The organism is Actinacidiphila sp. bgisy167 (assembly GCF_965342175.1).
Classification (GTDB): Bacteria; Actinomycetota; Actinomycetes; order Streptomycetales; family Streptomycetaceae; genus Actinacidiphila.
In genome coordinates this window covers 1-24,093 of sequence record NZ_CBDRBL010000014.1, presented here as the reverse complement: position 1 = coordinate 24,093, position 24,093 = coordinate 1, and the positions used below count along the sequence as shown (strand labels likewise).

The 24,093-nt window shown below is 73.3% G+C and carries 19 protein-coding genes; 6 read left to right on the top strand and 13 right to left on the bottom strand.

The features are described 5' to 3' along the window. Nucleotides 1–23: 23 nt before the first annotated feature. Nucleotides 24–2,153 (bottom strand): 3-hydroxyacyl-CoA dehydrogenase NAD-binding domain-containing protein, encoded by a 2,130-nt coding sequence (locus tag ACRWND_RS08075; RefSeq protein ID WP_431947457.1) that lies wholly within the window; start codon nt 2,151–2,153, stop codon nt 24–26. Then, nucleotides 2,150–3,370, bottom strand: a complete 1,221-nt coding sequence (locus ACRWND_RS08070; protein WP_431947455.1) for a thiolase family protein — start codon at nt 3,368–3,370, stop codon at nt 2,150–2,152. Before ACRWND_RS08070 ends, ACRWND_RS08075 begins: the two co-directional genes overlap by 4 nt. Before the next feature lie 537 nt (nt 3,371–3,907). Here ACRWND_RS08070 and ACRWND_RS08065 point away from each other — a divergent pair. Then, complete coding sequence (locus tag ACRWND_RS08065) at nt 3,908–5,212, top strand: DUF4241 domain-containing protein (RefSeq protein ID WP_431947453.1); 1,305 nt, start codon at nt 3,908–3,910, stop codon at nt 5,210–5,212. 636 nt (nt 5,213–5,848) lie between these two features. Here the strand turns inward: ACRWND_RS08065 and ACRWND_RS08060 are convergent. The 3 genes from ACRWND_RS08060 to ACRWND_RS08050 all read right to left on the bottom strand — a co-directional run bounded on the left by ACRWND_RS08060 (nt 5,849) and on the right by ACRWND_RS08050 (nt 8,726). Then, nucleotides 5,849–7,090 (bottom strand): HRDC domain-containing protein, encoded by a 1,242-nt coding sequence (locus tag ACRWND_RS08060; RefSeq protein WP_431947451.1) that lies wholly within the window; start codon nt 7,088–7,090, stop codon nt 5,849–5,851. 79 nt (nt 7,091–7,169) lie between these two features. After that, complete coding sequence (locus ACRWND_RS08055) at nt 7,170–7,832, bottom strand: response regulator transcription factor (protein ID WP_018563211.1); 663 nt, start codon at nt 7,830–7,832, stop codon at nt 7,170–7,172. 246 nt (nt 7,833–8,078) lie between these two features. Further along, the gene (locus ACRWND_RS08050) at nt 8,079–8,726 is read right to left on the bottom strand and encodes a DUF3000 domain-containing protein (RefSeq protein ID WP_431947448.1); all 648 of its coding nucleotides are present in this window, start codon (nt 8,724–8,726) and stop codon (nt 8,079–8,081) included. 89 nt (nt 8,727–8,815) lie between these two features. Between ACRWND_RS08050 and hemE the strand changes: the two genes are divergently transcribed. Then, a complete protein-coding gene (gene hemE / locus ACRWND_RS08045) occupies nt 8,816–9,859 on the top strand; it encodes a uroporphyrinogen decarboxylase (protein WP_431947446.1) in 1,044 nt (347 codons plus the stop codon). Between the two features lie 46 nt (nt 9,860–9,905). On the opposite strand, the gene ACRWND_RS08040 is transcribed toward hemE, so the two are convergent. Further along, a complete protein-coding gene (locus ACRWND_RS08040; protein ID WP_431947444.1) occupies nt 9,906–10,946 on the bottom strand; it encodes a DUF4349 domain-containing protein in 1,041 nt (346 codons plus the stop codon). 438 nt (nt 10,947–11,384) lie between these two features. Between ACRWND_RS08040 and hemG the strand changes: the two genes are divergently transcribed. Both hemG and hemQ read left to right on the top strand, forming a co-directional pair. Beyond that, complete coding sequence (gene hemG / locus ACRWND_RS08035; RefSeq protein WP_431947442.1) at nt 11,385–12,830, top strand: protoporphyrinogen oxidase; 1,446 nt, start codon at nt 11,385–11,387, stop codon at nt 12,828–12,830. A 4-nt stretch (nt 12,831–12,834) separates the two neighbouring features. Then, nucleotides 12,835–13,566 carry a hydrogen peroxide-dependent heme synthase gene (hemQ, locus tag ACRWND_RS08030; RefSeq protein ID WP_431947440.1) on the top strand — a complete coding sequence of 244 codons (732 nt, stop codon included), beginning with the start codon at nt 12,835–12,837 and terminating at the stop codon, nt 13,564–13,566. A gap of 258 nt (nt 13,567–13,824) precedes the next feature. Here hemQ and ACRWND_RS08025 read toward each other — a convergent pair whose 3' ends face one another. Continuing rightward, a complete protein-coding gene (locus ACRWND_RS08025) occupies nt 13,825–15,210 on the bottom strand; it encodes a DUF692 domain-containing protein (protein ID WP_431947438.1) in 1,386 nt (461 codons plus the stop codon). 173 nt (nt 15,211–15,383) lie between these two features. Further along, nucleotides 15,384–16,064 carry an aminoacyl-tRNA hydrolase gene (locus ACRWND_RS08020; RefSeq protein ID WP_431947436.1) on the bottom strand — a complete coding sequence of 227 codons (681 nt, stop codon included), beginning with the start codon at nt 16,062–16,064 and terminating at the stop codon, nt 15,384–15,386. A 68-nt stretch (nt 16,065–16,132) separates the two neighbouring features. Between ACRWND_RS08020 and ACRWND_RS08015 the strand changes: the two genes are divergently transcribed. Further along, nucleotides 16,133–16,807, top strand: a complete 675-nt coding sequence (locus ACRWND_RS08015) for an AIM24 family protein (RefSeq protein WP_431947434.1) — start codon at nt 16,133–16,135, stop codon at nt 16,805–16,807. Between the two features lie 498 nt (nt 16,808–17,305). Here the strand turns inward: ACRWND_RS08015 and ACRWND_RS08010 are convergent, their stop codons facing one another. The 5 genes from ACRWND_RS08010 to ACRWND_RS07990 form a co-directional block, all read right to left on the bottom strand. Then, nucleotides 17,306–19,387, bottom strand: a complete 2,082-nt coding sequence (locus ACRWND_RS08010; RefSeq protein WP_431947432.1) for a spermidine synthase — start codon at nt 19,385–19,387, stop codon at nt 17,306–17,308. 97 nt (nt 19,388–19,484) lie between these two features. Then, on the bottom strand, nt 19,485–19,892 hold the full coding sequence (msrB, locus tag ACRWND_RS08005; protein WP_431947430.1) for a peptide-methionine (R)-S-oxide reductase MsrB: 408 nt from the start codon (nt 19,890–19,892) through the stop codon (nt 19,485–19,487). A 14-nt stretch (nt 19,893–19,906) separates the two neighbouring features. Further along, nucleotides 19,907–21,298 (bottom strand): UDP-N-acetylmuramate--L-alanine ligase, encoded by a 1,392-nt coding sequence (gene murC / locus ACRWND_RS08000; RefSeq protein ID WP_431947428.1) that lies wholly within the window; start codon nt 21,296–21,298, stop codon nt 19,907–19,909. 80 nt (nt 21,299–21,378) lie between these two features. Beyond that, entirely contained in the window at nt 21,379–21,852 is a 474-nt protein-coding gene (locus ACRWND_RS07995; protein ID WP_431947426.1) for an indole-3-glycerol phosphate synthase, read from the bottom strand. A 174-nt stretch (nt 21,853–22,026) separates the two neighbouring features. Further along, nucleotides 22,027–22,785: a pyrimidine reductase family protein gene (locus ACRWND_RS07990; RefSeq protein WP_431947424.1), complete on the bottom strand. Its 759-nt coding sequence runs from the start codon at nt 22,783–22,785 to the stop codon at nt 22,027–22,029. Nucleotides 22,786–22,870: 85 nt separating this feature from the next. Between ACRWND_RS07990 and zapE the strand changes: the two genes are divergently transcribed. Further along, on the top strand, nt 22,871–23,962 hold the full coding sequence (gene zapE, locus ACRWND_RS07985) for a cell division protein ZapE (protein ID WP_431947422.1): 1,092 nt from the start codon (nt 22,871–22,873) through the stop codon (nt 23,960–23,962). The last annotated feature ends 131 nt before the right edge of the window (nt 23,963–24,093 follow it).

The window sequence follows — 24,093 nt, the reverse complement described above, 5'->3', positions numbered from 1 at the left end:
TCACAGCACTGCGGCAGTCGGCGTCACGCCGGCACGCTCGCCATGCCCGGAGGCAGGAACCGCTTGCCGTTCACCCGCTCCGAGACGCCCTCGCGGTCCAGGTACGGCGTGATGCCGCCCAGGTGGAAGGGCCAGCCCGCACCGGTGATCAGGCTGAGGTCGATGTCCTGCGCCTCGGCGACGACGCCGTCCTCCAGCATGATGCCGATCTCCCGCGTCACCGCGTCCAGGACGCGGTCGCGCACCTGCTGCTCCGTCAGGACGGTGTCGCCCTGCACCAGGAGCGCGGCGACCTCGGGGTCCAGTTCCGGTGTGCCGGAATCGTAGACGTAGAAGCCGCGCTTGCCCGCCTCGACGACGGCCGCGAGGTTCGGGGAGACCGTGAAGCGGTCCGGGAAGGCGGCGTGCAGCGTCTGGGAGACGTGCAGACCGATCGCCGGGCCGACCAGTTCCAGCAGCACCAGCGGGGACATCGGCAGGCCGAGCGGCTCGATGGCCTTCTCGGCGGTCTCGATCGGGGTGCCGTCGTCGATGATGTTCTGGATCTCGCCCATGAAGCGGGTGAGGATGCGGTTGACCACGAACGCGGGGGCGTCCTTGGTCAGCACCGCGGTCTTCTTCAACTTCTTCGCCACGGCGAACGCGGTGGCCAGCGCCGCGTCGTCGGTCTCCGCGCCGCGCACGATCTCCAGCAGCGGCAGCACCGCCACCGGGTTGAAGAAGTGGAAGCCGACGACCCGCTCCGGGTGCTCCAGCTTGGAGGCCATCTCGCTGACCGAGAGGGAGGAGGTGTTGGTGGCCAGGATCGTCTCCGGCTTCACCACCGCCTCGACTTCGGCGAAGACCTGCTGCTTGACGCCGATCTCCTCGAAGACCGCCTCGATGACGAAGTCCGCGTCGCCGAAGGCGGCGTCCTTGTCGAGCGAGCCGGAGACCAGGCCCTTCAGACGGTTCGCCTTGTCGCGGTTGACGCGGCCCTTGAGGAGCAGCTTGTCGATCTCGCCGTGGACATAGCCGACGCCCTTGTCCACCCGCTCCTGGTCGATGTCGGTGAGCACCACCGGCACCTCCAGACGGCGCGCGAAGAGCAGCGCGAGCTGCGAGGCCATCAGACCGGCGCCGACCACGCCCACCTTCGTGACCGGACGCGCCAGGCTCTTGTCCGGCGCGCCGGCCGGGCGCTTGGCGCGCTTCTGCACCAGGTTGAAGGCGTAGACACCGGCGCGCAGCTCACCGCCCATCATGAGGTCCGCCAGCGCCTCGTCCTCGGCGGCGAAGCCGGCCGACAGGTCGCCGTCCTTGGCGGCGGCGATGATGTCCAGCGCCCGGTACGCCGCCGGAGCGGCGCGGTGCACCTTGGAGTCGGCGAAGGCGCGGCCCTTGGCGACGGCCTCGTCCCACGCCGCCCCGCGGTCCATGTCGGGGCGGACGACCTGGATCTGGCCCTTGAGGACGGCTGCGGTCCACGAGAGCGACTGCTCGAGGAAGTCCGCGCCGTCGAACAGGGCGTCGGCGATCCCGAGGTCGTAGACCTGGCCGCCCTTCAACTGCCTGTTCTGGTTGAGCGAGTTCTCGATGATGACGCTCACCGCGCGCTCGGCGCCGATGAGGTTCGGCAGCAGGGTGCAGCCGCCCCAGCCGGGGACCAGGCCCAGGAAGACCTCGGGAAGCGAGAACGCCGGGATCGCCGACGAGACGGTGCGGTACGTGCAGTGCAGCCCGACCTCGACGCCGCCGCCCATGGCCGCGCCGTTGTAGTACGCGAAGGTCGGGACCCCGAGCGACCGCAGACGGCGGAAGACGTCGTGGCCGCCCCTGCCGATGGCCAGCGCGTCGTCACGGCGCTTCAGCAGCTCGATGCCCTTGAGGTCGGCGCCGACCGCGAAGATGAACGGCTTGCCGGTGATGCCGACGCCGACGACGGCGCCGTCCGCGGCCTCCTTCTCGACCTGGTCGAGGGCGGTGTTGAGGTTCGCCAGCGACTGCGGGCCGAAGGTGGTCGGCTTGGTGTGGTCCAGGCCGTTGTCCAGGGTGATGAGCGCGAAGCGCCCGGCGCCCAGCGGAAGGTCGAGGTGGCGCACGTGCGCCTGCGTCACGACCTCGTCCGGGAAGAGCTCGGCCGCTCCCTTGAGGAGCTCGGCGGTGGTGGTCACTTGCTGCCTCCGTCGAAGTGCGGGTTCTCCCAGATCACGGTGCCGCCCATACCGAAGCCGACGCACATGGTGGTCAGGCCGTAGCGGACGTGCGGCTGCTGCTCGAACTGACGGGCCAGCTGCGTCATCAGGCGCACGCCGGAGGATGCCAGCGGGTGGCCGAAGGCGATGGCGCCGCCGTACTGGTTCACGCGCGGGTCGTCGTCGGCGATGCCGTAGTGGTCCAGGAAGGCCAGCACCTGCACGGCGAAGGCCTCGTTGATCTCGAACAGGCCGACGTCGGAGATGGACAGGCCCGCCTTGGCGAGCGCCTTCTCGGTCGCCGGGATGGGGCCGAAGCCCATGACCTCGGGTTCGACGCCCACGAAGGAGTACGAGACCAGCCGCATCCGCACCGGCAGGCCCAGCTCCTCGGCGACGTCCTCGGCCGCGATGAGGGAGGCGGTGGCGCCGTCGTTGAGGCCCGCCGAGTTGCCCGCGGTGACCCGCCCGTGGGCGCGGAACGGGGTCTTGAGGGCCGCCAGGCCCTCCAGCGTGGTACCCGGGCGCATCGGCTCGTCCGCGGTGGCCAGGCCCCAGCCGGTCTCTCCGGCCTCGGGGGAGGTGCGGCGCACCGAGACGGGCACCAGGTCCTGCTGGATCGTGCCGTCGGCGTACGCCTTCGCCGCCTTCTCCTGGCTGCGGACGGCGTACTCGTCGGCCCGCCGCCTGGTCAGGTGCGGGAAGCGGTCGTGCAGGTTCTCCGCCGTCATCCCCATGAACAGGGCGGACTCGTCGACCAGTTTCTCGGACACGAAGCGCGGGTTCGGGTCCACGCCCTCGCCCATCGGGTGCCGGCCCATGTGCTCCACGCCGCCCGCGAGCGCCAGGTCGTACGCGCCGAAGGCGATGCCGCCGGCGACGCTGGTGACCGCGGTCATCGCGCCCGCGCACATGCGGTCGATGGAGAAACCGGGCACCGACGTGGGAAGTCCCGCCAGGATCGCGGCCGTACGGCCCAGGGTCAGCCCCTGGTCGCCGATCTGGGTGGTGGCGGCGACGGCGACCTCGTCGATGCGCTCCGGGGGGAGCGACGGGTTGCGCCGCAGCAGCTCCCGGATGGACTTGATGACCAGGTCGTCGGCACGGGTCTCGTGGTAGATGCCCTTCGGGCCCGCCTTGCCGAACGGGGTGCGGACGCCGTCGACGAAGACGACGTCCCTAGCGGTACGAGGCACGTTGGCTCTCCTCAAGGTGCGGGTTCGCTTGCCGCGGGCAGGAAATGGCGGCTCCGCGCACCATGCTACTCGTGGGTAACCGATGTGCCCAGTGCGGGTGCGCGGCGTCACACGTTCGGTCGCCCCCGGGGTTCTCGCGTGCGGCCGTTCGTGCTGTTGGATGTGTTCCCCGCTCTTCCGCCTCACCCCCTACCCCGGCCTCCGGCCGGGGCGCCCCCTACCCGGCCCCGGTCTCCTGTCCCGGATCCACGGTGCGAAGCAGCCGCCACGCTCTGACGGTGACCCCGTTGCTTCGCACCTGGCCATTTCGTTAGGCCGAACGCCCGTGTCTGAGCCGTCCATGACAGAGTGGTGCTGGCGGCTCAACGGATCACGCTGGCAAGCCACTCGCTGAGCGGGTCATGGACCGGATCACCGGCACGACCGTCTGGGCGCCGGAGCTGGCCCGCCGCCCGCCCAGTGGGGCCGTTCTCACAGGCAGCGGCTACCTTGCAGCTCGGCACAGAACCAAGGCAGGTTGCAGGAAGCGGAGCGGCAATGGTCGTCGAGGTGGGGTACGCGCAGGCGTGGAACCTGGAGGCTTGTGCGCCCTGGCGGCCGATATCCGCCGAGGAGGCCCGGGAGCGGGATGCCGCCGGGCTTCCGTACGTGGTGGTGTACCGGGAGCCGGACCGGGAGGTTCCGCTGGAAGTCCGGCTCGTCTCCTGGCGGGACCACTACGTCGGGCTGTGGGTCTACGACGCCCAGGGCCGCCGCACCTACGACCTGGACATGCGGCTGCTGGACGATCCGTCGCGGCTGCTGCGCCGGTACTCTGTCGGCTGGTACTACACAGGCCCAGAGATGGCGGAGTTCGACAACGCGTGCCCACGCATCGCCGTGGACCTCTTCCCGGACGGGAGGGGCCGACGGACGGAGGAGCGGCAGGGGCAGGGCGGGGGCTCCTCCGCCACCTCGCCCGGACTCCTGGACGCCGAGCGCTGGATGGACCGCCCCGCCTTCGGGGAGTGGCCGCTGCTCTCGGCCCAGGTACACGGGCTCATTGAGCCGCCGGCCTTCGAGGCGGCTGAGGTGGCCGAGGCAGCCGAGCCAGGTGGCGGAGACGCCCCCGCTACCTGCTGGCGTCCGCCACGCCCCGCGCAGCCCGGGCCGATCAACGAGTTGTTCCGGCCCGGGGTGCGCGTGACCGACGGGTACCACCCCGAGATGACCGTCGTGGAGCCGCGCCGGGTCGGCACCCTGCGCGTACCCAGCGGGCTGCTGGCCGTCTCCGGCCCGGACCTCGACCACGGCGACGGGCCGCGCATTACGGTCCCCGTCCCGCCCGGGGAGTACGTACTCGACGAGGCGCGGGTCCGCTTCAGCTACCACTGCGAGTGGCGGGACGCCGAGGTCACGACTACGGATCCCACGGCCGTCCGCCTGCTCGTCAGCGAGACCCCCGCAGCGACCTGGGAGATGGCCCTCGGCCCGGATGACGATCCGCGGCTGTTCATCGAGCAGCAGATAGTCGGCTTCGACACCGACGGCGCCACCGGCTGCTTCGCCGACGCCGGGGCCTGGGAGCCGCTCATCGCACTCTTCGAGCGGGGGCTGATCCGGGGGGAGTCGGACCTGGACGGGTACGAGGACATCGACGACGGCTCCATGTTCACGCTGCGCACCTGGGACGAGGCTTCCGGCGGCGAGCTCATGTCCTTCGCGACGACCGGGGACGGTACCTACCCGGTGTGGGTCGGCCGTTCCGAGGCCGGTGAGGTAATCGGTGTCGTGGTGCTGGTGGAGGGGATGCCCGAGCTGCTCCCGGAGCGGGACGGAACCCCCACCGATGCGGCCGTGTAGGCAGGGGCCCGCCTGCGGCCGCAGTCGCCAGCCTGGTTGTAGCTGGTGACGATCTCGGCAGCACGGTTCACAACGCTCGGCGCCTGGAGTCCGGGGTACATGTACCCATCAGGTCAGCGGCGGGTGCCTCCCGAATTGGTGAGCATCGACTGGCCGCCTTCGGGGTGCCTCCCGCGCTCATCGACAGACAACTCCCGTTCTCGTGGACAAAGCCAAGAAACCCGTCGCTAGCCGGAGATCGCCGGGCAGGGCCGCCGTAAGGGCCCCGAGCCTTCGAAAACGCCTTCAGAGACCCGGCTGGTCGACAACCTGCGACCACCGTTTCCACACCCCTCCCGTTGTGTGGTCGCATGATGGCCGGTAGAGAGTCGGCAAGGCACTTCGGGCGACCCCGGACCGTCTCCGAACCCCCATGGCACGAGGGGGTGTGGCGGGTGGTGCCCCGGCAGGCGACGAGCGGTCGGGTGCCGGGGCCGAACGTCGTGGGGCGGCGCCGCCGGCGCGCCGAGGTGGGGGCGCCCCGGCCGAAGGCCCGGGGCGTACCCCGGCGCGGCCCCGACCCGCAACGACCGCGCGAGGCGGTCACTGACCGCCCGGGTGGGGGGGCAGCCCCGGCCGCAGGGGGCACCCTCCGGGTTACGCGGAGGGCGCCGCCGCCAGTGCCGCCGTGAGGATCGGCGTCGTGAGCTCGACCTGCCACGGACGCGCGCCGGCCTCCTGGAGGAAGGCCGCGACGGACTCGGGGCCGTGATCGCGCGGGGGCGCCCAGCACAGGCGGCGGACCGTGTCCGGGGTGACCAGGTTCTCCTGAGGGAGGTTCAGCTGCTCCGCCAGTGCCGAGACCGCCGCCCGTGCCGCGGAGAGCCGTGCGGCCGCGGCCGGGTCCTTGTCGGCCCAGGCGCGCGGCGGCGGCGGGCCGGCGTAGGCGGGGCCGGGCTGCGGCAGGTCCCGCTCGGGGAGGCTCCGGGCGTGGTCGATCGCGGCCTGCCACTGCTCCAGCTGGCGCCGCCCCATGCGGTGCCCGAACCCGGGGAGCGCGGCGAGCGCGTGCGCGTTGGGGGTGGCCTCCAGCGACGCGGTGACGATCGCCGCGTCGGTGAGGACCCGGCCCGGGGAGACGTCCCGCTCGCGGGCGATGCGGTCCCGTAGGTTCCACAGCTCGCGCACGACCGCCAACTGGCGGCGCCGGCGCACCTTGTGCATGCCGGAGGTGCGGCGCCAGGGGTCGACCCGGGGCGGGGGCGGCGGCGCCGCGGCGATGGCCGCGAACTCCTGCAACGCCCATTCCAGCTTGCCTTGCGCGCGCAGTTCCTCCTCCAGCGCGTCGCGCAGGTCCACCAGGAGCTCGACGTCGAGCGCCGCGTAGCGCAGCCACGGCTCGGGCAGCGGGCGGGTGGACCAGTCGACGGCGGAGTGCCCCTTCTCCAAGGCGTAGCCGAGGACGTTCTCCACCATCGCCCCCAGCCCGACCCGGGCGAAGCCGGCGAGGCGGCCGGCCAGCTCGGTGTCGAACAGACTGGTGGGGCGCATGCCCGCCTCGTCGAGGCACGGAAGGTCCTGGGTGGCGGCGTGCAGCACCCACTCCGTGCCGTCGAGCGCGGCGCTCAGCGCCGACAGATCCGGACAGGCGACGGGGTCGATCAGCGCGGTCCCTGCCCCGGCGCGGCGCAGCTGGACCAGATAGGCCCGCTGGCCGTAGCGGTAGCCGGATGCGCGCTCGGCGTCGACGGCGACAGGTCCGGAGCCCGCGGCGAAAGCCGCGACGACGTCGGCGAGGGCCTCCGGGCTTGCGGTCACCGGCGGGATTCCCTCGCGCGGGTCCAGCAGCGGGACCGGCGCCGGCAGTGCTTCTGTTGCGGTCTCTCGGGCGTCGGTCACCAGTCAAGAGTATCCGTGTGCGGAAGGAGCCCGCCGACGGAACGTTCCGTCGGCGGGTGCACCCGGGATATGGCGCCGCTCAGTGGATGATGCCGGTACGCAGCGCGACGGCGACCATGCCCGCGCGGTCACCGGTGCCCAGCTTGCGGGCGATCCGGGCGAGGTGGCTCTTCACGGTCAGCGCGGACAGCCCCATGGAGACGCCGATCGCCTTGTTCGACTGGCCCTCGGCGACCAGCCGGAGCACCTCCACCTCGCGGCCCGACAGCTCGCGGTACCCGCCGCCGTGGCCGGGGGCGCCCGGCGGGCGGCGCTGCAGCCGCTGCCCGGCCGGACCGAGGGGAACGGCGCCGGGCCGGCCGGGGATGCCGAGGTTGGTGCGGGTGCCGGTGACGACGTAGCCCTTCACACCGCCGGCGAGGGCGTTGCGCACGGCGCCGATGTCGTCGGCGGCGGAGAGGGCCAGGCCGTTGGGCCAGCCCGCGGCACGGGTCTCGGCGAGCAGGGTGAGCCCGGAACCGTCGGGGAGGTGTACGTCGGCGACGCAGATGTCTCGGGGGGTGCCCACCCGGGGCCTGGCCTCGGCGATGGAAGACGCCTCGATCACATCGCGCACCCCGAGCGCCCACAGGTGGCGCGTGACGGTGGAACGTACGCGGGGATCGGCGACCACCACCATCGCCGTCGGCTTGTTGGGGCGGTAGGCGACCAGGCTTGTGGGGTGCTCGAGAAGAACCGACACCGGGCCTCCTGGGACATTGGCTGGAAGGGTCACAGGTTCCTTCGGCAGCAACTTCGCCCGGCTTTAGAGAATGATCACGACTTGTTTAGTAACAATTCCGGCAATTCGGACGCGCTGTCGAGCAGCGTCGATCGAAGGTGTGAAGATCGCGGTCATCGCGTGTCAGAGCTTGTTGACGACGGTAAAGCGGCCGGCCGGCGGGCGCGGCCGTCCTCAGTGCGGCTGTGTGCGCGGCTGCGGCCGTCCTCAGCGCGGCTGCTGCGGACCGCGCCGCTTCGGCAGCGGCACCACCGAGGGGCCGCCTGCCGGGGGGCAGGAGGGCTCGGAGGGCGCGGGCGGCAGGCCCGCGCAGGTGCAGATCAGGTCGCACCAGGCCGCGATGTGGGCGGCCATGTCGGGCACCCCGCCGTTCACCGCGAGCGGCGTCCACGAGGCGCGGATCTCGATGCGGGTGGAGTCCTCCCGGCCGGCCAGCGCGCCGAAGTGGTGCGAGGAACTGCGCGAGACCGTGCCGCCCGCCTCGGTGAAGGCCGCGCCGCGGCCCTCCAGGGCGCCGGTCAGCCATGACCAGCTCACCTCGGGCAGCAGCGGGTCCGCCGCGATCTCCGGCTCCAGTTCCGCCTGGGCGAGGGTGACCAGACGGAACGCACCGTGCCAGCCCTCCTGCCCGTCGGGGTCGTAGAGCAGCACCAGGCGCCCGTCGCCGAGGTCCTCCTCGTCGACGACGACCGCTGCCTCCAGGGCGTACGCGTGCGGTGCCAGGCGCTTGGGCGGGGGAACCGGATCGAGCTCCACCTCGTGCCGTACCCGGGCGCGCAGCAGTGCGTCTACCGCGTGCTGGAACGGGAGGGGGGCGTCGTCCCCGTCCGAGAGGTGCCCATGAGCCGCTGCCATGCCCGGAAGCGTAGGCCGAAGGATGCTTGCGGTGAGGGAGGACACCCGGTCGGGCGGGTCGCCCACTTGGCGCATGCGAAGATTCGGGGGTGAGTGCGCACCAGCAGACCGCTGCTTCCCCCTTCATCCTGGCGTGCCGGCGCATGCCCGTGCCGCACACCCCCGTGTGGTTCATGCGCCAGGCCGGGCGTTCCCTCCCCGAGTACCTCAAGGTCCGCGAGGGGATCCCCATGCTCGAGTCGTGCATGCGGCCCGAGCTCGTCACCGAGATCACGCTGCAGCCCGTGCGTCGGCACAAGGTCGACGCGGCGATCTACTACAGCGACATCGTGGTGCCGCTCAAGGCCATCGGACTCGACCTCGACATCAAGCCGGGCGTCGGCCCCGTCGTCGGGCAGCCCATCCGCACCCGTGAGGATCTGCGGCGGCTGCGGCCCCTCGAGCCGGACGACGTCGCCTATGTCACCGAGGCGGTCGGCATGCTCACGGGTGAACTCGGCACGACCCCGCTGATCGGCTTCGCGGGCGCGCCCTTCACCCTGGCGAGCTACCTCGTCGAGGGCGGCCCGTCGCGCAACCACGAGCGCACCAAGGCCCTGATGTACGGCGAGCCCGAGTTGTGGGCGGAGCTCCTGGACCGCCTCGCCGACATCACCTCGGCCTTCCTGAAGGTGCAGATCGAGGCCGGCGCCAGCGCGGTGCAGCTCTTCGACTCCTGGGTCGGCGCGCTCGCCCCCGAGGACTACCGGCGCTACGTCATGCCCGCCTCGGCCAAGGTCTTCCGCGCCGTCGAGGACCACGGTGTGCCCCGCATCCACTTCGGCGTCGGCACCGGCGAGCTGCTGGGGCTCATGGGCGAGGCCGGCGCGGACGTCGTCGGCGTCGACTGGCGGGTCCCGCTGGACGAGGCCGCCCGCAGGGTGGGTCCCGGCAAGGCGCTCCAGGGCAACCTGGACCCCGCGGTCCTCTTCGCCCCGCGTGAGGCGGTCGAGAGGAAGACCCGCGAGGTCCTCGCCTCGGCGGAGGCCGCTCCCGGCCACATCTTCAACCTGGGCCACGGCGTCCTGCCCACCACGGACCCCGACGCCCTGACCCGCCTCGCGGACTTCGTCCACACCGAGACGGCCCGCTGACGCCGGTGGCCCCGCGCCGGCCGGCGCGGGGCCACCGTGTACGCCGCTACGCCCGAGGCGGAGCCTCGCCGGTGCCGTCGCCGGCGCCCGCCGGCGCGGGCACGGACACCGGCTCCAGGGGTGCGGCGGCGGTGCGCCGCGTGGGCAGCACACGGCGCAGCAGGCCGTAGCCCAGGTACCCGAGGACGGTCAGCGCGGCGAACGGCGCCACCATGGCGAGCACGACGAGAATCGCCCGCAGCGTCACGTAGAAGGCGTGCCAGCCGCTGCCGAGGGCGTCACCGACCGAGGACCAGAAGCCGTCGTCCTTCTCCGGCGCCTTCGTGACGGCCGGCTCCTGCACCTCCAGCGTGATCGTCGCCATCCCGGTACGGGCCTTGAGCGACGCCTGCTGGGCCTCGAGCGCCTCCAGGTCGGCCTGCCGGGAGCTGAGTTCGCTCTCCAGGGCGACGATGTCGCTCAACTTGGTCGCCCGGTTCATCAGCTCCCGCACCCGCGCCACGCTCGCCCGCTGCGTCTTGAGCCGGCTCTCGACGTCCACGACCTGGCCGGTGACGTCCTCGGCGGCCACCTTGCGGTTGCGCAGTGTGCCCAGCTCGGAGAGGTCCCGCAGCACGCGGTCGTAGCCGTCGGGCGGAACACGGAAGGTAAGGGTGGAGTACTCGCGGCCGTCGTCGTCCAGGCTGGTGCTCTCGTTGCCGACGTAGCCGCCCGTGCCCTCCACGAGGGTGCGCGCCTTGGCCGCGGCGCCGGGGACGTTCCTGGCCTCGACCGTCAGCGTCGCCGTGCGCACGATGTACGAGGGCGCGAGGGTCGGGTTCCTCGCCGTCCCCGCGCCGGCTCCGGCGCCGGGGTTCTTGCCGGTGGCGTTCTGCGCGTCGCCCTCAGGCGCCCGCGCGCCATCCTCCGCCGTCTGCGCGTCGGCCCGCTCGGCCGCGCCGGGAGCGGCGGCTCCGGCCTTGCTCTCCGCCGCGCTGTCGGCGCTGTCGCCCGCGCCGCAGCCGGTCAGGGTGAGGGCGGCTGCGAGGGCGAGCGCGCCCAGGGCGGCGGCGAGCGGTCTGCGACGGGCGGTGGTCGGTGTGCTCACAGGGCATCCCCCCGAAGTCCGTTGTGGCTGTCGCCGGTTCGACGGGGGAGGCGCGGGGCTGGTTTCAGCTCCGGGGTCCCGAAAAGGTCACGATCACCTCTCGGAGGATCCCCCGTCCGCACCTGCACCGCGTGCGGAGCCGTATGCGACAGGGACACGAACTCCGCACGCGCGTTGCCGGTTCACGCTGGTCGGCGGTCAGGGCCAGGAGAAGTGGGGCCTGGCAGCAGCATCCAGGGCAGTACCCCGGCGGGGTCAGCGGATGTCGCCCTCCGCAGGCGCCGCCGCCGACGCCGCGCCCGGCACCGTGCCTGCTGCAGGAGCGCTCGAAGACCAGTCGGTCCCCCTTGCCGCCGCCGCAGCTACTCGTCGCCGCGGGTGGAGGCGGGGGAGGATGTCAAGGCCAGGGCTGGTTCCGGCGTCTGAGACAGTGGAGGCATGAGCAATTCGCAGCCCCGGACCGGGCACGTGGTGGTCGTGGGCGGCGGGGTCTCGGGACTCGCCGCGGCGCGTTTCCTGCTGGAGGGCGGGGCGGCACGGGTGACCGTGCTGGAGTCGTCCGGGCGCCTGGGCGGGAAGCTGTACGCGGACGAGATCGCGGGCGTCCCGGTCGACCTGGGCGCCGAGTCGATCCTGGCCCGCCGCCCCGAGGCCGTCGACCTGGCCCGCGCGGTCGGCCTCGGCGACGACCTGGAGTCGCCCGCCACGACGAGCGCCGGCCTGTGGACGCGCGGCCGGCTGCGCCCCATGCCCAAGGGCGGCGTCATGGGCGTGCCCGGCGACCTCGGCTCGCTCGCCGCCTCCGGTGTGCTGTCGCCGGCCGGCCTCGCGCGGCTGCCGCTCGACCACCTCATGCCGCGCACCAAGGTGGGCGACGACGTGGCGGTGGGCACCTTCGTCGCCTCCCGGCTGGGCCACGAGGTCGTCGACCGGCTCGTCGACCCGCTGCTCGGCGGGGTGTACGCGGGCAACGCCTACGAGATCTCGCTGCGCGCCGCCATTCCCCAGCTCTACGAGGCCGCCCGCGGCGGGCGTTCCCTGATCGAGGCAGTCCGTGAGAGCGTGCGCAAGGCCGCCGCCGCGCGGCAGGACGGCCCGGTCTTCGCCGGCATCCGCGGCGGCGTCGGGCGTCTCCCGCTCGCCGTCGCCGAGGCCTGCCGCGCCGCCGGGGCCCGCATCGAGACCGGCGCCCCGGTCCGGACGCTGCGCCGTACCCCGGACGGCTGGCAGGTCGCCTTCGACCACGACGGCGCCCGCGAGACGCTGGCCGCGGACGCGGTCGTGCTCGCCGTGCCCGCCCCGGTGGCGGCCAAGCTGCTGGCCGCCGAGTCACCGGGGGCCGCCGCGGAGCTGTCGGCCGTGGAGTACGCCGGCGTCGCCCTGGTCACCATGGCCTTCCGGCGCCGTGACGTCGCCCACACGCTGCCCGGCAGCGGTTTCCTCGTCCCCCCGGTGGACGGGCGCACCATCAAGGCGTCCACGTTCTCCAGCCAGAAGTGGCGTTGGAGCGGCGGTTCCGACTCCGACGTCTACGTCCTGCGCACCTCGATCGGCCGGCACGGCCAGGAGGCCGACCTCGCCTGGGACGACACCGACCTCGTCCGCCTGTCCCGCGAGGACCTGGGCGAGGCCGTCGGGCTCACGGCGGCCCCCGTCGCGGCCCGGGTCACCCGCTGGGAGGGCGGTCTGCCGCAGTACCCGGTCGGCCACCTGGCCCGGGTCGCCCGGCTGCGCGAGCACGTCGCGAAACTGCCCGGCCTGGAGATGTGCGGCGCCTTCACCGAGGGCGTGGGCATCCCCGCCTGTGTCGCGAGCGCGCGCGGCGCGGCGGCGCAGGTCCTGGGCACCCTGCGGCAGGCCGTGGAACCGGACGCGGGACAATAGCCCCATGACCGACTCCACTGCTTCCGCCGTCCCCGCCAAGGCCCCCAACGTCGGCAAGAGGGCCAAGGACCTCAACGAGGTCGTCCGCTACACCCTCTGGTCGGTGTTCCGGCTGCGCGAGGTCCTCCCCGACGACCGCACCCGGTACGCGCAGGAGGTGGAGGAGCTCTTCGCACAGCTCGCCGAGAAGGACGTCACGATCCGCGGCACGTACGACCTGTCGGGGCTGCGCGCCGACGCGGACGTGATGATCTGGTGGCACTCGGAGACCTCCGACGCCCTCCAGGACGCCTACAACCGTTTCCGCCGCACCGAGCTGGGGCGCCGGCTGGAGCCCGTGTGGTCGAACATGGCCCTGCACCGCCCGGCGGAGTTCAACAAGAGCCACATCCCCGCCTTCCTCGCCGACGAGAGGCCCCGCGACTACGTCTCGGTCTACCCCTTCGTCCGGTCCTACGACTGGTACCTCCTCCCCGACGAGGACCGCCGCCGCATGCTGGCCGACCACGGCAAGATGGCGCGCGACTACCCGGACGTGCGGGCGAACACCGTGGCGTCGTTCTCGCTGGGCGACTACGAGTGGATCCTGGCGTTCGAGGCCGACGAGCTGCACCGCATCGTGGACCTGATGCGCCATCTGCGGGGTTCCGAGGCGCGTATGCACGTCCGCGAGGAGGTGCCGTTCTTCACCGGCCGCCGCAAGTCCGTGGCGGATCTGGTGGCGGGTCTGGCCTGAGCGGACGGGGGTCGCGCCCCCGTCGCGGCTGCCGTGTCGCACCGCCGTGGTGACCGCCTCCCGCACACCCGTGTACGGGAGGCGGCCCCGGCCGCAGCAGCGCGCCAGCTGCAGGCGCGGCGGGTCGTGACGCAGCTGACGACCTGACTCCGGGGCAGGACCCACGAGTTGGTGGCCTGGGCACGCCGTGCTCCCCTATCTCCCCCCGGGGCGGCCACCGCGACCGCCGCCGCGGGCAGGGAGGTGCAGGGGAGAGGTTCACAGCCGCTTCGAACGGAGCGTTTCCCGGATGCGGATCAATGCGGGTGCGGGCTGTCGTGGCGCCGGGAGGACCCGTCCGCCCAGCCAGGAGCGCCAGGCGGGGAGCGGCGCCGGACCCGACCGCTCCCGCCACCACGCGGCCAGCCGCCGGGCGGCCACGGGGTCATGGGCACCGCCCCGGCCGTCGAGGACGTACGCGGCGAAGTCCAGGGCATCGCGGCGGTAGCCGCCGGTGAGCGGCTGTACCGCGGCGTAGCGCAGGAACGCCGGCCGGTACGCGGCCCCCAGGATCTCCGGCAGCTCCGGAGCCGCCTTGGCCACGATGCCGGCGCGCTTCGCGGCCAGCGCGCGGCGCTGCACGCCGATCCGGACCCGGTCGAAGCCCTCCGGCACCGGTGTCCCGGCCACGAGTGCGGACAGCAGCGCGGTCTGCTCCAGCGCGAGGCGCTGGCGGGCCGCTTCGGACGCCGCAGGGCCCCGGGGTCCCCCGGGCTCCCCGGACACGGCCGGCGTTTCGTCCGTGAGCCCGCCCGCGCGCCCGCCCGTTCCGGCGTCCACCACGCGGCGTATCGCGCTCAGTTCGGCGTCCAACTCCGCGCCCGCGGGGAAGTCGTCGTCGCGCTCCAGCAGCACACCGGGCGGGCAGGCCCGCTCGTACAGCGCCGCCAGCACGTCCAGCACGGCCCCGGGGACGGGGTGCGCGTGGCTGTCGTGCCACACACCGTCCTTCTCGACGCCGCCCGCCACGTGGACGTAGGCGATGGCGTGCACCGGCAGCGCGTCGAGCGCCGCGAGGGGATCCTCGCCGCGGTTGACGTGGTTGGTGTGCAGATTGGCGACGTCGACGAGCAGACGCACCCCGGTCCGCTCGACGAGTTCGGCGAGGAAGGCGCCCTCGCTCATCTCCTCGTCCGGCCAGGCCAGCAGCGCCGCGATGTTCTCCAGCGCCAGCGGCACCGGCAGCGCCTCCTGCGCGATGCGCACGTTCTCGCACAGCACGTCCAGCGCGTCCCGGGTCCGCGGCACGGGCAGCAGGTGTCCCGCCTCCAGGCGCGCCGAGCCGGTGAGCTCCCCGCCGCCGCGCACGAAGGCGATGTGCTCGGTGACCAGCGGAGCGCCCAGGGCCTCCGCGCGCCGCGCGAGCGCGGCCAGCCGGTCCGGGCCGGGCCGCTCGGCGCCCCCGAGGCCGAGCGAGACACCGTGCGGGACGACCGTGACACCCCGCTCGCGCAGCCGCAGCAGGGAGTCCGGGAGGTGGCCGGGGCACACGTTCTCGGCGACCGCCTCGACCCAGTCGACGCGACCGGCCTCCGCGAGCGCCTCGACCGCCGCCGCGATCTCCGGCCGCCAGCCGATGCCCGTCCCCAGACGCGCGTGCTCCATGGGGCCCCCTTCCTCCTGCCGGGGTTCTCGCCCGGCGCGGAGCCGCTCAACCGCCGAGAAGCACCTTTCAGAGCTCGATCTGAGCTTGGGCAGCCCGGACGCGGTGAGCGCCTCCCGGTCGGCCGGCGACGCGGTGCGCACCGCCGGTGCGCCGCGTCGGGGCCCGGTGGTGCTCAGCGGCGCAGCGCGGGGTGGTCCGCGACGACGGTGGACGAGCCAGGTGCGATCTCGGTGAACCCGGCGTCCCGCACCACGGGCAGCCCGGACGCGGTGAGCGCCTCCCACTCGGCCGGCGACGCCGTGCGCACCGCCAGCGGGAAGCCCGCGTCACGCCAGTGCCCGCGCTCGGCGGGGGACAGCGCGAGCCAGGCGAGCTGGGCTCCGTGCCCGGCCTGGGCCATGGCCTTGCCGGCCGACATCGCCACCCCGGGGTTGAGCCAGAGCACCGGCGTCCCGCGGTCCGCCGCGGCGGGGGCCTCCGGGTCCTCCAGCTCCGTGCCGGACACCTGCAGGCGCGCCAGATCCTTGGGCCAGCCGTCCAGCGGCACCGGCGGGAAGACCCGGACCTCGGCGGACTTGCCGGTGACGGTGATGCCGGGCAGCGCCTCGGCCCGCCGCCACTCGGCGCCGCGCGCCCGCCGCACGACCTTGCGGATGCGGGCGTCCTCCCAACCCCGTACCGCCTCGGCCCACTCCCCGCCGACGGCGGTGACGCGCTCGTCGGAGCGCAGCAGGAGCACGGCCCGTGCGGCCGTCTCCAACGCGTCGGTGCGCGCCGGCGGGGCGGCCCGCTCGATGCGGACGACCAGGGGCAGGACGAACTGGGGTGCGGCGTCGCGAGGATCGGTTGTCACCTCGACAGTCTGCCACCCGCCGCCCGGAGGGCTTGTCGGAGCCGATCCTTCCGGGCCAGGATGCCGGGATGCGCAGCGACCTCTTCGCGACCGAGAACACGGCGCAGCCGGCCACCTCGCCCGGCATGACCCTTCAGAATGCCAAGTCGATCAAGTACGCGGTCAACGGCGAGTGCCTGGCCCGCCAGGGCTCGATGATCGCCTTCCGCGGCAACCTGCAGTTCGAGGTGAAGGGCCAGGGCGTCGGCACGTTCCTCAAGCGGGCCTTCACCGGTGAAGGCCTGCCCCTGATGGCGGTCCGCGGCCAGGGCGAGGCCTGGTTCGCGCACGAGGCCGCCAACTGCTTCGTCATCGACATCGACCCCGGCGACAGCCTCACCATCAACGGCCGCAACGTGCTGGTCTTCGACTCGACCCTCTCCTACGACATAAGGGTCGTGAAGGGCGCGGGCATGGCCGGCGGCGGCCTGTTCAACAGCGTCTTCACCGGGCACGGCCGCCTCGGCGTCATGTGCGAGGGCAACCCGATCGTCATCCCGGTCACCCCGCAGGCCCCGGTGTACGTCGACACCGACGCCGTCGTGGGCTGGAGCGCTCAGCTGCAGACCTCGCTGCACCGCTCGCAGAGCTTCGGCTCGATGCTGCGCGGCGGGTCGGGCGAGGCCGTGCAGCTGATGCTGCAGGGGGAGGGCTTCGTCATCGTCCGGCCGAGCGAGTCCAGGCCCCACCAGCCGTCCAACTGACGTGCGCCTGGAGGAGGTCGGCCGCCGGTACGGGGGCGCGGGCGGCGGGCGCTGCGCGGTGTCGACCTCCGCAGGCGAAGTGCCACAAGCCCCGCCCGAGACCGCCTCCGGGCGGCGCCGCGCCGCGACACGGTCGAACACGGCTCTCCGACGGTCGACGAACCGGACACAGCCGCCGTAGTAGCCGACCTCGAAGACCGCCCACGGCGCGGCGAGCCCCGCCATCGCGGGCAGCGCGGCCGCGCCGGGGGCACGAACTACCGCAGGAACGACATCGCGAACACCGCCGCCTTCGGGTCGGCCGGATTCATGCCGAGACCCGCGCGGCAGGCCGCCCACAGGGTCACCGCCCCGCCCGCACCCGCCGCGGCCCGCTCGGGGTCCGGGCCGCGGCGGGTGGCTGCGTGGACGCCGAGCCGGTCTCCTCGCCGCGCACGGTGGCGAAGCCGGCGCGGCGGCTGCCGAGGGAGTGCCTGATGAGCAGCGCCCCGCCATCCGTCATGGTGCGGTGGCGGGACGCTCGCGCACCAGCCGTTTTCCGCTCGCCGCCGCGTCCTGTCCGGTCTTCCCCGCGCCGTCGGCGCCGTCCGCTCCGTCCCCGGGGCCCCCGCCGCCCGTCAGGCGCATCACCACGCAGGCCCCTGCGTACAGCACGGCCACCAGGACCAGCAGCGCCCGGTAGCCGGTGAGCAGCGCCAGGTACTCCAGGGTGCCGCCGGTCAGGGCGCCCAGGAGGTTGGCGCCGAAGGCGGAGGTCGGGTCGGGCGCCTGGGCGAGGCGGTCGGAGAAGATCAGGTTGGCGCAGAAGATCGGTGCGAAGGCGAGTGCGACGGCCGCCGCCAGCCGTGCCGCGAAGGGCAGTGACAGCACGGCCTGCGCGGGGACGAGCCAGCCGACGGCGAGGGTGACGAAGAGCAGGATCTGCAGCGCCGTCTGGTTGACCCGGCGCATGCGGCGCCGTACCTCCACGGCGGCCAGCACCGCCAGCAGCACCCCGATGAAGACCAGCGCGTTCACCAGCCAGGTGGTGCCGAAGTACAGCGCGAAGCCGATGACGTTCTTCGTCTCCAGCAGCATGAAGGCCGCGCCCAGCAGGAACATGTCGGCGTAGCGCAGCGTCCCGCGCAGCCGTACCCCGGTCAGCCGCACCGAGATCACGGTGACCAGCAGGATCAGGCCGAGCGCGCCGAGGTAGAGGCTCGGCACGGTGCGGTTCAGGAGATACGGGAAGGGGTGGTCGTCGTCGGCCGGCGGAGGCACCGCCCCGCTCGCCCGCCAGACCGTCCCGCAGCTCTGGTCCGCCGGCGTCAGCCCCGCCACGAGCACCGCGGCGCGCTTGCTGTACTCCGTCATGCACGGCGCGTGCCCGAAGACCTGGTCCAGGCTTCCGGCGAAGCGGTCGATCAGCCATTGCTGCCGGTAGTAGTTGTACATGGCGAACGCGCCGCCGGGCGCGAGGTGGTCGCGGGCCGACTCGAAGGCCTGCTTGGTGAACAGGTAGCTCTCCAGTCGCAGGTTGCTCGCCCCCGACACCAGCGTCAGCGAGTCCGGCAGCGCGAGCACGATCAGGTCGTACTTCGCGTTCGTCCGCTCCAGGAAGGCCCGGCCGTCGTTGATGTGGACGTGCACCCGCGGATCGTCGTACGGCCGCGCGGGGTGCAGTTTCGCCCCGATCTCCTGCAGCCTCGGGTCGATCTCGACGGCGTCCACGTACTGCGCCCCGTTGGCCAGCGCGACGGCGACGTCGTTGCCGTTGCCCGCGCCGATGACCAGCACCTTGCCGTGCGGGTTGTCCGGGGTCTCCCGGTAGGCCTGCTCGTACGGCGAACCGGGCTTCTGGAGCACGCTCAGCGGCGCGATGCTCTGGTGCGGGACCCCGTTGGCGGCGATCTTGTACGTCCGCGAGCTGGTACCCGGTTCGGGCCGGGTCAGCTCGATCTTGTAGTACGGGGACCAGGAGACCCCTGGCGCCAGCGACTCGAAGAGCAGCGCCGTGACCATGGCCGCCAGCGGCAGCGCGTAGCGCGTCGTGTTCCGTCGGCCGCCGAGGACCAGCAGCGCCGCCGCGGCGATCAGCCCCCACGCCACGGACGGCGCGCGCAGCCACGACAGCCCGGCGAAGGCCGCCGAACCGGTCAGCGAACCGAGCAGGTCCCAGCGGTACGCCTCCAGCGAGGGCAGTTGCCGGAACAGATCAGCGGTGATCTTGCCGATCGCCGTCATGGCGACCGCCACCAGCAGGAAGATCACCGGCAGCGTCACCCACTGCGGCAGCCCGGTGGTCTTCACCGCCGTGAAGTAGATGATGTCGCCGCTGCTCTGCCGCACCTGGACGGGGAACTCCCGCACCAGCACCACGAGCACGGCGAGCGGCAGCGGCGCCCACCGCTTGAGCCACCGGCCGCGGTCCTTGGGGATCAGGAAGCCCAACCCGATCCCCAGGAACGAGCCGAGCAGGATGAAGTTGGAGAAGTAGCTCAGATGGACGACGTTCGCGCCCGCCCACCGGATCAGCGCCAGTTCGACGAAGAGCATGGTGGCGCTGGCCAGCAGCAACCTGGCCCGTACGTGGTGTTCCATGCCCGGCCACGTTGCCACCCGGCGGGCGGGGAGTCGACGGACGCGCCCCGCGCGGCGCGCGAGCCCACGCGAGGGGCGTATCCGTCGGATTTCGTGATCAGTCCGCCACGGGAGCCAGCCGCAGCGAGATCGAGTTGATGCAGTAGCGCTGGTCGGTCGGGGTGTCGTACCCCTCGCCCTCGAAGACGTGGCCCAGATGGGAACCGCACCGCGAGCAGCGGACCTCGGTGCGGACCATGCCCATCGAGCGGTCCTCGATCAGTTCGACGGCCTTGCTGTCCTTCGGGTCGTAGAAGGACGGCCAGCCGCAGTGCGACTCGAACTTCGTGTCCGAGGTGAACAGTTCGGCACCACAGGCACGGCACGCGTAGACACCTCGGGTCGTGGTGTCGGTGTACTCACCCGTGAAGGGACGCTCCGTGCCCGCCTGGCGCAGGACGGCGTACTCCTGCGGCGTCAGCTCCTGGCGCCACTGCTCCTCGGACTTGTCGACTTCGTACCCCATGGTCCTCCCTCTCCTCAGTTCTCCAGGCGCGCGAGAATGCGCGGACCGAGATCGGTCACGTCGCCCGCGCCCATGGTGAGAACAAGGTCGCCTGGCTTGGCCATTCCGGCGACGACCTCGGGGATCGCGTCCTTGTCGTGCTCCGCGGCGACGTCGGCGCCCGCGGCGCCGGCCGCCGCGATGATGAGGTCGCTGGTGATGCCGGGGATCGGGTCCTCGCGGGCCGGGTAGATGTCCAGCACCACGGAGGCGTCGGCCAGCGCGAGGGCCCGGCCCATCTCGGAGCCCAGCTCCTGCGTGCGGCTGAACAGGTGCGGCTGGAAGACCACGATGATGCGCCGGTCGCCCACCGCCTCGCGCAGGGCCTGCAGGTCGGCGGTCATCTCGGTGGGGTGGTGGGCGTAGGAGTCGATGACCTGGACGCCGCCGGCGGTCCCCTTGGTCTGCAGCCGGCGCTTCACCCCGGTGTATGTGCCGAGCGCCTTGGCCAGGCCGCTCGCCGGGACGCCCAGCGCGACGGCCGCGGCGAGGGCGGCGACCGCGTTGTGGGCGTAGTGCCGGCCGGGCACGGAGACGGTGAAGGTGTGCTCCTCGCCGCCGAGGCGGACGGTGACCTCGCTGGCCATCCCGTGCGGCGCGACCCGCAGGATGCGCACGTCGGCCTCCTCGTCCTCGCCGACGCGCACGACGGTCAGCCCCTCCCGGCCCGCCACGCGGGCGGCCAGCTCGCGCGCTCCGGCGTGCTCGCCGACGACCAGGGTGCCGCCGGGGACGATCTTGCCGACGAAGACCTCGAAGGACTCGTGGATCTCCTCCATCGACGCGTAGTTCGCGTGGTGGTCGAGTTCCACGTTCAGCACGATCGCGACCTCGGGGTCGTACTTCTGGAAGCTACGGTCGCTCTCGTCCGCCTCCGCCACGAAGATCTCGCCGGTGCCGTGGTGGGCGTTGGAGCCCGGTGCGTCCAGGTCCCCGCCGATGGCGTACGACGGGTCCAGACCCAGCGCCGCCAGGCTGACCGCGAGCATGGAGGTGGTGGTGGTCTTGCCGTGCGTGCCCGCCACCGCGATCGGACGTGAGCCCCGCATCAGCGCCGCCAGCGCGTCCGAGCGGTGCACCACCGGGACGCCGCGCTCGCGGGCCGCCACCAGCTCCGGGTTGTCGTCGCGGATGGCGCTGGAGACGACGACGCAGGTCGCGTCGGGCGCGAGGTGGGCCGCGAGGTGCCCGATGTGGACGGCCGCGCCCAGCTCGCGCAGCGCACGCGCGGTGTCGGAGTCCTTCGCGTCGCTGCCCGCGACGGCGGCGCCGCGCTGGGTCAGGATCTTCGCGATCCCCGACATCCCGGCCCCGCCGATCCCGATGAAGTGCGGGCGGTCCATGCCGGGGGGAAGGGTGGGGCTCATGCGCGGTGCTCCCTGCAGATCATGGGGTCGGTGGTCGGCCGTGCCCGATTCTTCCACCAGTCGCGGCCGTCCCGGTCCGCTCAGTCCTCCGCGTTGTGCGCGAACAGCTTCAGCACCGGCACGCCGACCCTGTGCCGGGCCCGGGACGTCCAGTCGCGGTGGAAGAACTCCTCCACCAGGTGCGGGGCGGTCAGCACGATCACCTCGTCGGCGTGGGTCTGCTCGACCACCGAGGCGAGCAACTCGATGGGGTGCCGCTCGACCACCTCGCCGACGGCCTCACAGCCCGCCTCGCGCAGCGCGGCCAGGCTGTGGTTCAGCGCGCGCTCGGCCGGCAGCAGCGCCTCGTCGCCCTCCGGGCGGTCGGGCTCGTGGACGGCCTTGTCCAGTTCGCCCAGGGCGACGTCGTCGATGGCCCGCAGCAGCCGGTCCTGGTCGCCTCGGGGCTGCATGAGGACGACGAAGGAGACGGGCTCGTCGCCGTGGAGCGAGGTGACCAGTTCCACGTCGGCGGGTACGAGGGGCTGCTCGATCATGAGTACGGTCGTGAACACGGACGCTTCCTTCTCTCTCGCGGGCCGTCGGGCCTGCCACGGAAACCATCCTGCCCCGTAGGACGCGGGGCACGTGGGGACATTGTTCCCGCACCCCGGCACGCGGCGTCCGCGCGGCGCGGGCACCGCGCCATCCGGGTGAGGCGGGCGCGCCCCGGTCGGTCCTCGGGGCGGTCAGTCGCGTACGTAGCGGGTGAACAGGAAGCCGTCCTCCTCCAGGACCGACAGCGGGCGGTACCGGGCGGGGTCGGGGATGCCGGGGCCGTTCATGATGCGCATGGCGTTCCCCGCGGTCAACAGCGGCGCGAGCGTCAGACACAGCTCGTCGACCACCCCGGCCGCGGCGAACTGGGCGAGCAGCCGCGGCCCGCCCTCGGTCAGCATCCGGCGCAGCCCGAGTGCGGTCAGCTCGCGCACCACGCGGGCCGGCTCCACGCCCGTGCCGGAGCCGGCCCGCACGACCCGCGCCCCCGCGGCCTCGGCCGCCGCCACCCGGTCGGCCGGGGCGTCCTCGCCGGTCAGCAGGAGCGTCGGCACCAGCGGCTCGGTGAACAGGGGCAGCGAGAAGTCCAGGTCGAGCCGGGCGCTCACCACGGCGATCGCGGCGGCCGGACCCTGCCCCGCCGCGGCCCGGCGGCCGGCGAAGGCCTCCCGGGCGCGGGCCGGGCGGTAGCCCTCCTGCCGCACCGTCTCCGCGCCGACGACCACGACGTCGGCCAGGGCCCGCAGCACTCCGAAGACCCGCATGTCGGCGTCCGAGGACAGCGGCTGGGAGCGGCCGTCGTGCCGTGCCGCGCCGTCCAGCGACGACACCATGTTCGCTCGCAGCCAGGGCGCCCCGCCGGCAGGCTCGGGGTACGCGTACGCGTCGGCCAGTGCCTCGGGCGTGTCGAGGGTCTCGGCGGGTGCGGGTGCGGGGAAGAGGCGGCGCATGGCTGCAGTCTTCCACGGCCCCGCGCGGTGGGGGCGGCCACACCTCGGCGGGGAAAGCCCGGGTGAGGCACTAGGCTGGAGTGCTGTGTCCTCGTCCTTCGCCGCCGCGCAAGAATCCAGTCCGATACCCGGCGGGACGCCGCCCGTGTCGCTGAGCGGACGCGAGCCGCACGTCCCCGCGGACCGGCTGGTGGCGGAGATGGTGCCGCCGCCGCGCTTCGACTCCGTACGCTTCGACAACTACCTCCCGGACCCGAAGCAGCCCAGCCAGTCCGAGGCCGTCGGGGCGCTGCGGGCCTTCGCGGAGGGGCTCGGCGCCGCCGACGGCGGCGGCCGCAAGAGATGGTTCCGGCGGCAGGCCGCGCCGTCCGCCCCGGCCGGCCCCGGCGGCGTCTACCTCGACGGCGGCTACGGCGTGGGCAAGACCCATCTGCTCGCCTCGCTGTGGCACGCCGCGCCCGCGCCGCGCGAGCAGAAGGCCTTCGGCACCTTCGTGGAGCTGACCAACCTCGTCGGCGCCCTCGGTTTCCAGCAGGCCGTTCAGGCGCTCAGCGGCCACCGGCTGGTCTGCATCGACGAGTTCGAACTCGACGACCCCGGCGACACCGTGCTCGTCTCGACCCTGCTGGGCAGGCTGGCCGACGCCGGAGTCAGACTGGCCGCGACCTCCAACACCCTGCCCGGCAAGCTCGGCGAGGGCCGTTTCGCGGCCGCCGACTTCATGCGCGAGATCCAGGGCCTGTCCGCCCGCTTCCGCTCCCTGCGCATCGACGGTGAGGACTACCGCCACCGGGGCCTGCCGAAGGCCACGCAGCCGTACACCGCCGACGAGGTGACCGCCGCCGCGGGCCGCACCCCAGGCGCCTCCCTGGACGACTTCGACGCCCTCCTCGCCCACCTCGCCCGGGTCCACCCCAGCCGCTACGGGGCGCTCTGCGACGGCGTCGAGGCGGTCTTCCTGCGCGGCGTCCGCCCGGTGGAGGACCAGGCCACCGCCCTGCGCCTGGTCGTCCTCGCCGACCGGCTCTACGACCGGGAGGTCCCCGTCATGGCCTCCGGCGAGCCCTTCGACCGCGTCTTCAGCGAGGAGATGCTCGCAGGCGGCTACCGCAAGAAGTACTTCCGGGCCATCTCCCGCCTCACCGCCCTGGCCCGCGACGCCGGGCGCGCCGCCTGACCCCCGGCCCCGAGGCCCTGGTGAGCCCGGGGCGCTCGGGCCGAGCGGGCCGCTGGTGGCCGGTGGGGCCGGCGGTCTCCGCGGGCCGGAAGCGACGCGCCGTGTTCCCCCGTGCGCGCGGCCGTGCTAGA

Bases quoted from the DNA above. Each gene is read 5' to 3' on its own strand.
- ACRWND_RS08065 (WP_431947453.1), top strand. From the start codon at position 3,908: ATGGTCGTCGAGGTGGGGTACGCGCAGGCGTGGAACCTGGAGGCTTGT.
- ACRWND_RS08050 (WP_431947448.1), bottom strand. From the start codon at position 8,726: ATGGCAGCGGCTCATGGGCACCTCTCGGACGGGGACGACGCCCCCCTC.
- hemG (WP_431947442.1), top strand. From the start codon at position 11,385: ATGAGCAATTCGCAGCCCCGGACCGGGCACGTGGTGGTCGTGGGCGGC.
- hemQ (WP_431947440.1), top strand. From the start codon at position 12,835: ATGACCGACTCCACTGCTTCCGCCGTCCCCGCCAAGGCCCCCAACGTC.
- ACRWND_RS08025 (WP_431947438.1), bottom strand. From the start codon at position 15,210: ATGGAGCACGCGCGTCTGGGGACGGGCATCGGCTGGCGGCCGGAGATC.
- ACRWND_RS08015 (WP_431947434.1), top strand. From the start codon at position 16,133: ATGCGCAGCGACCTCTTCGCGACCGAGAACACGGCGCAGCCGGCCACC.
- ACRWND_RS08010 (WP_431947432.1), bottom strand. From the start codon at position 19,387: ATGGAACACCACGTACGGGCCAGGTTGCTGCTGGCCAGCGCCACCATG.
- msrB (WP_431947430.1), bottom strand. From the start codon at position 19,892: ATGGGGTACGAAGTCGACAAGTCCGAGGAGCAGTGGCGCCAGGAGCTG.
- murC (WP_431947428.1), bottom strand. From the start codon at position 21,298: ATGAGCCCCACCCTTCCCCCCGGCATGGACCGCCCGCACTTCATCGGG.
- ACRWND_RS07990 (WP_431947424.1), bottom strand. From the start codon at position 22,785: ATGCGCCGCCTCTTCCCCGCACCCGCACCCGCCGAGACCCTCGACACG.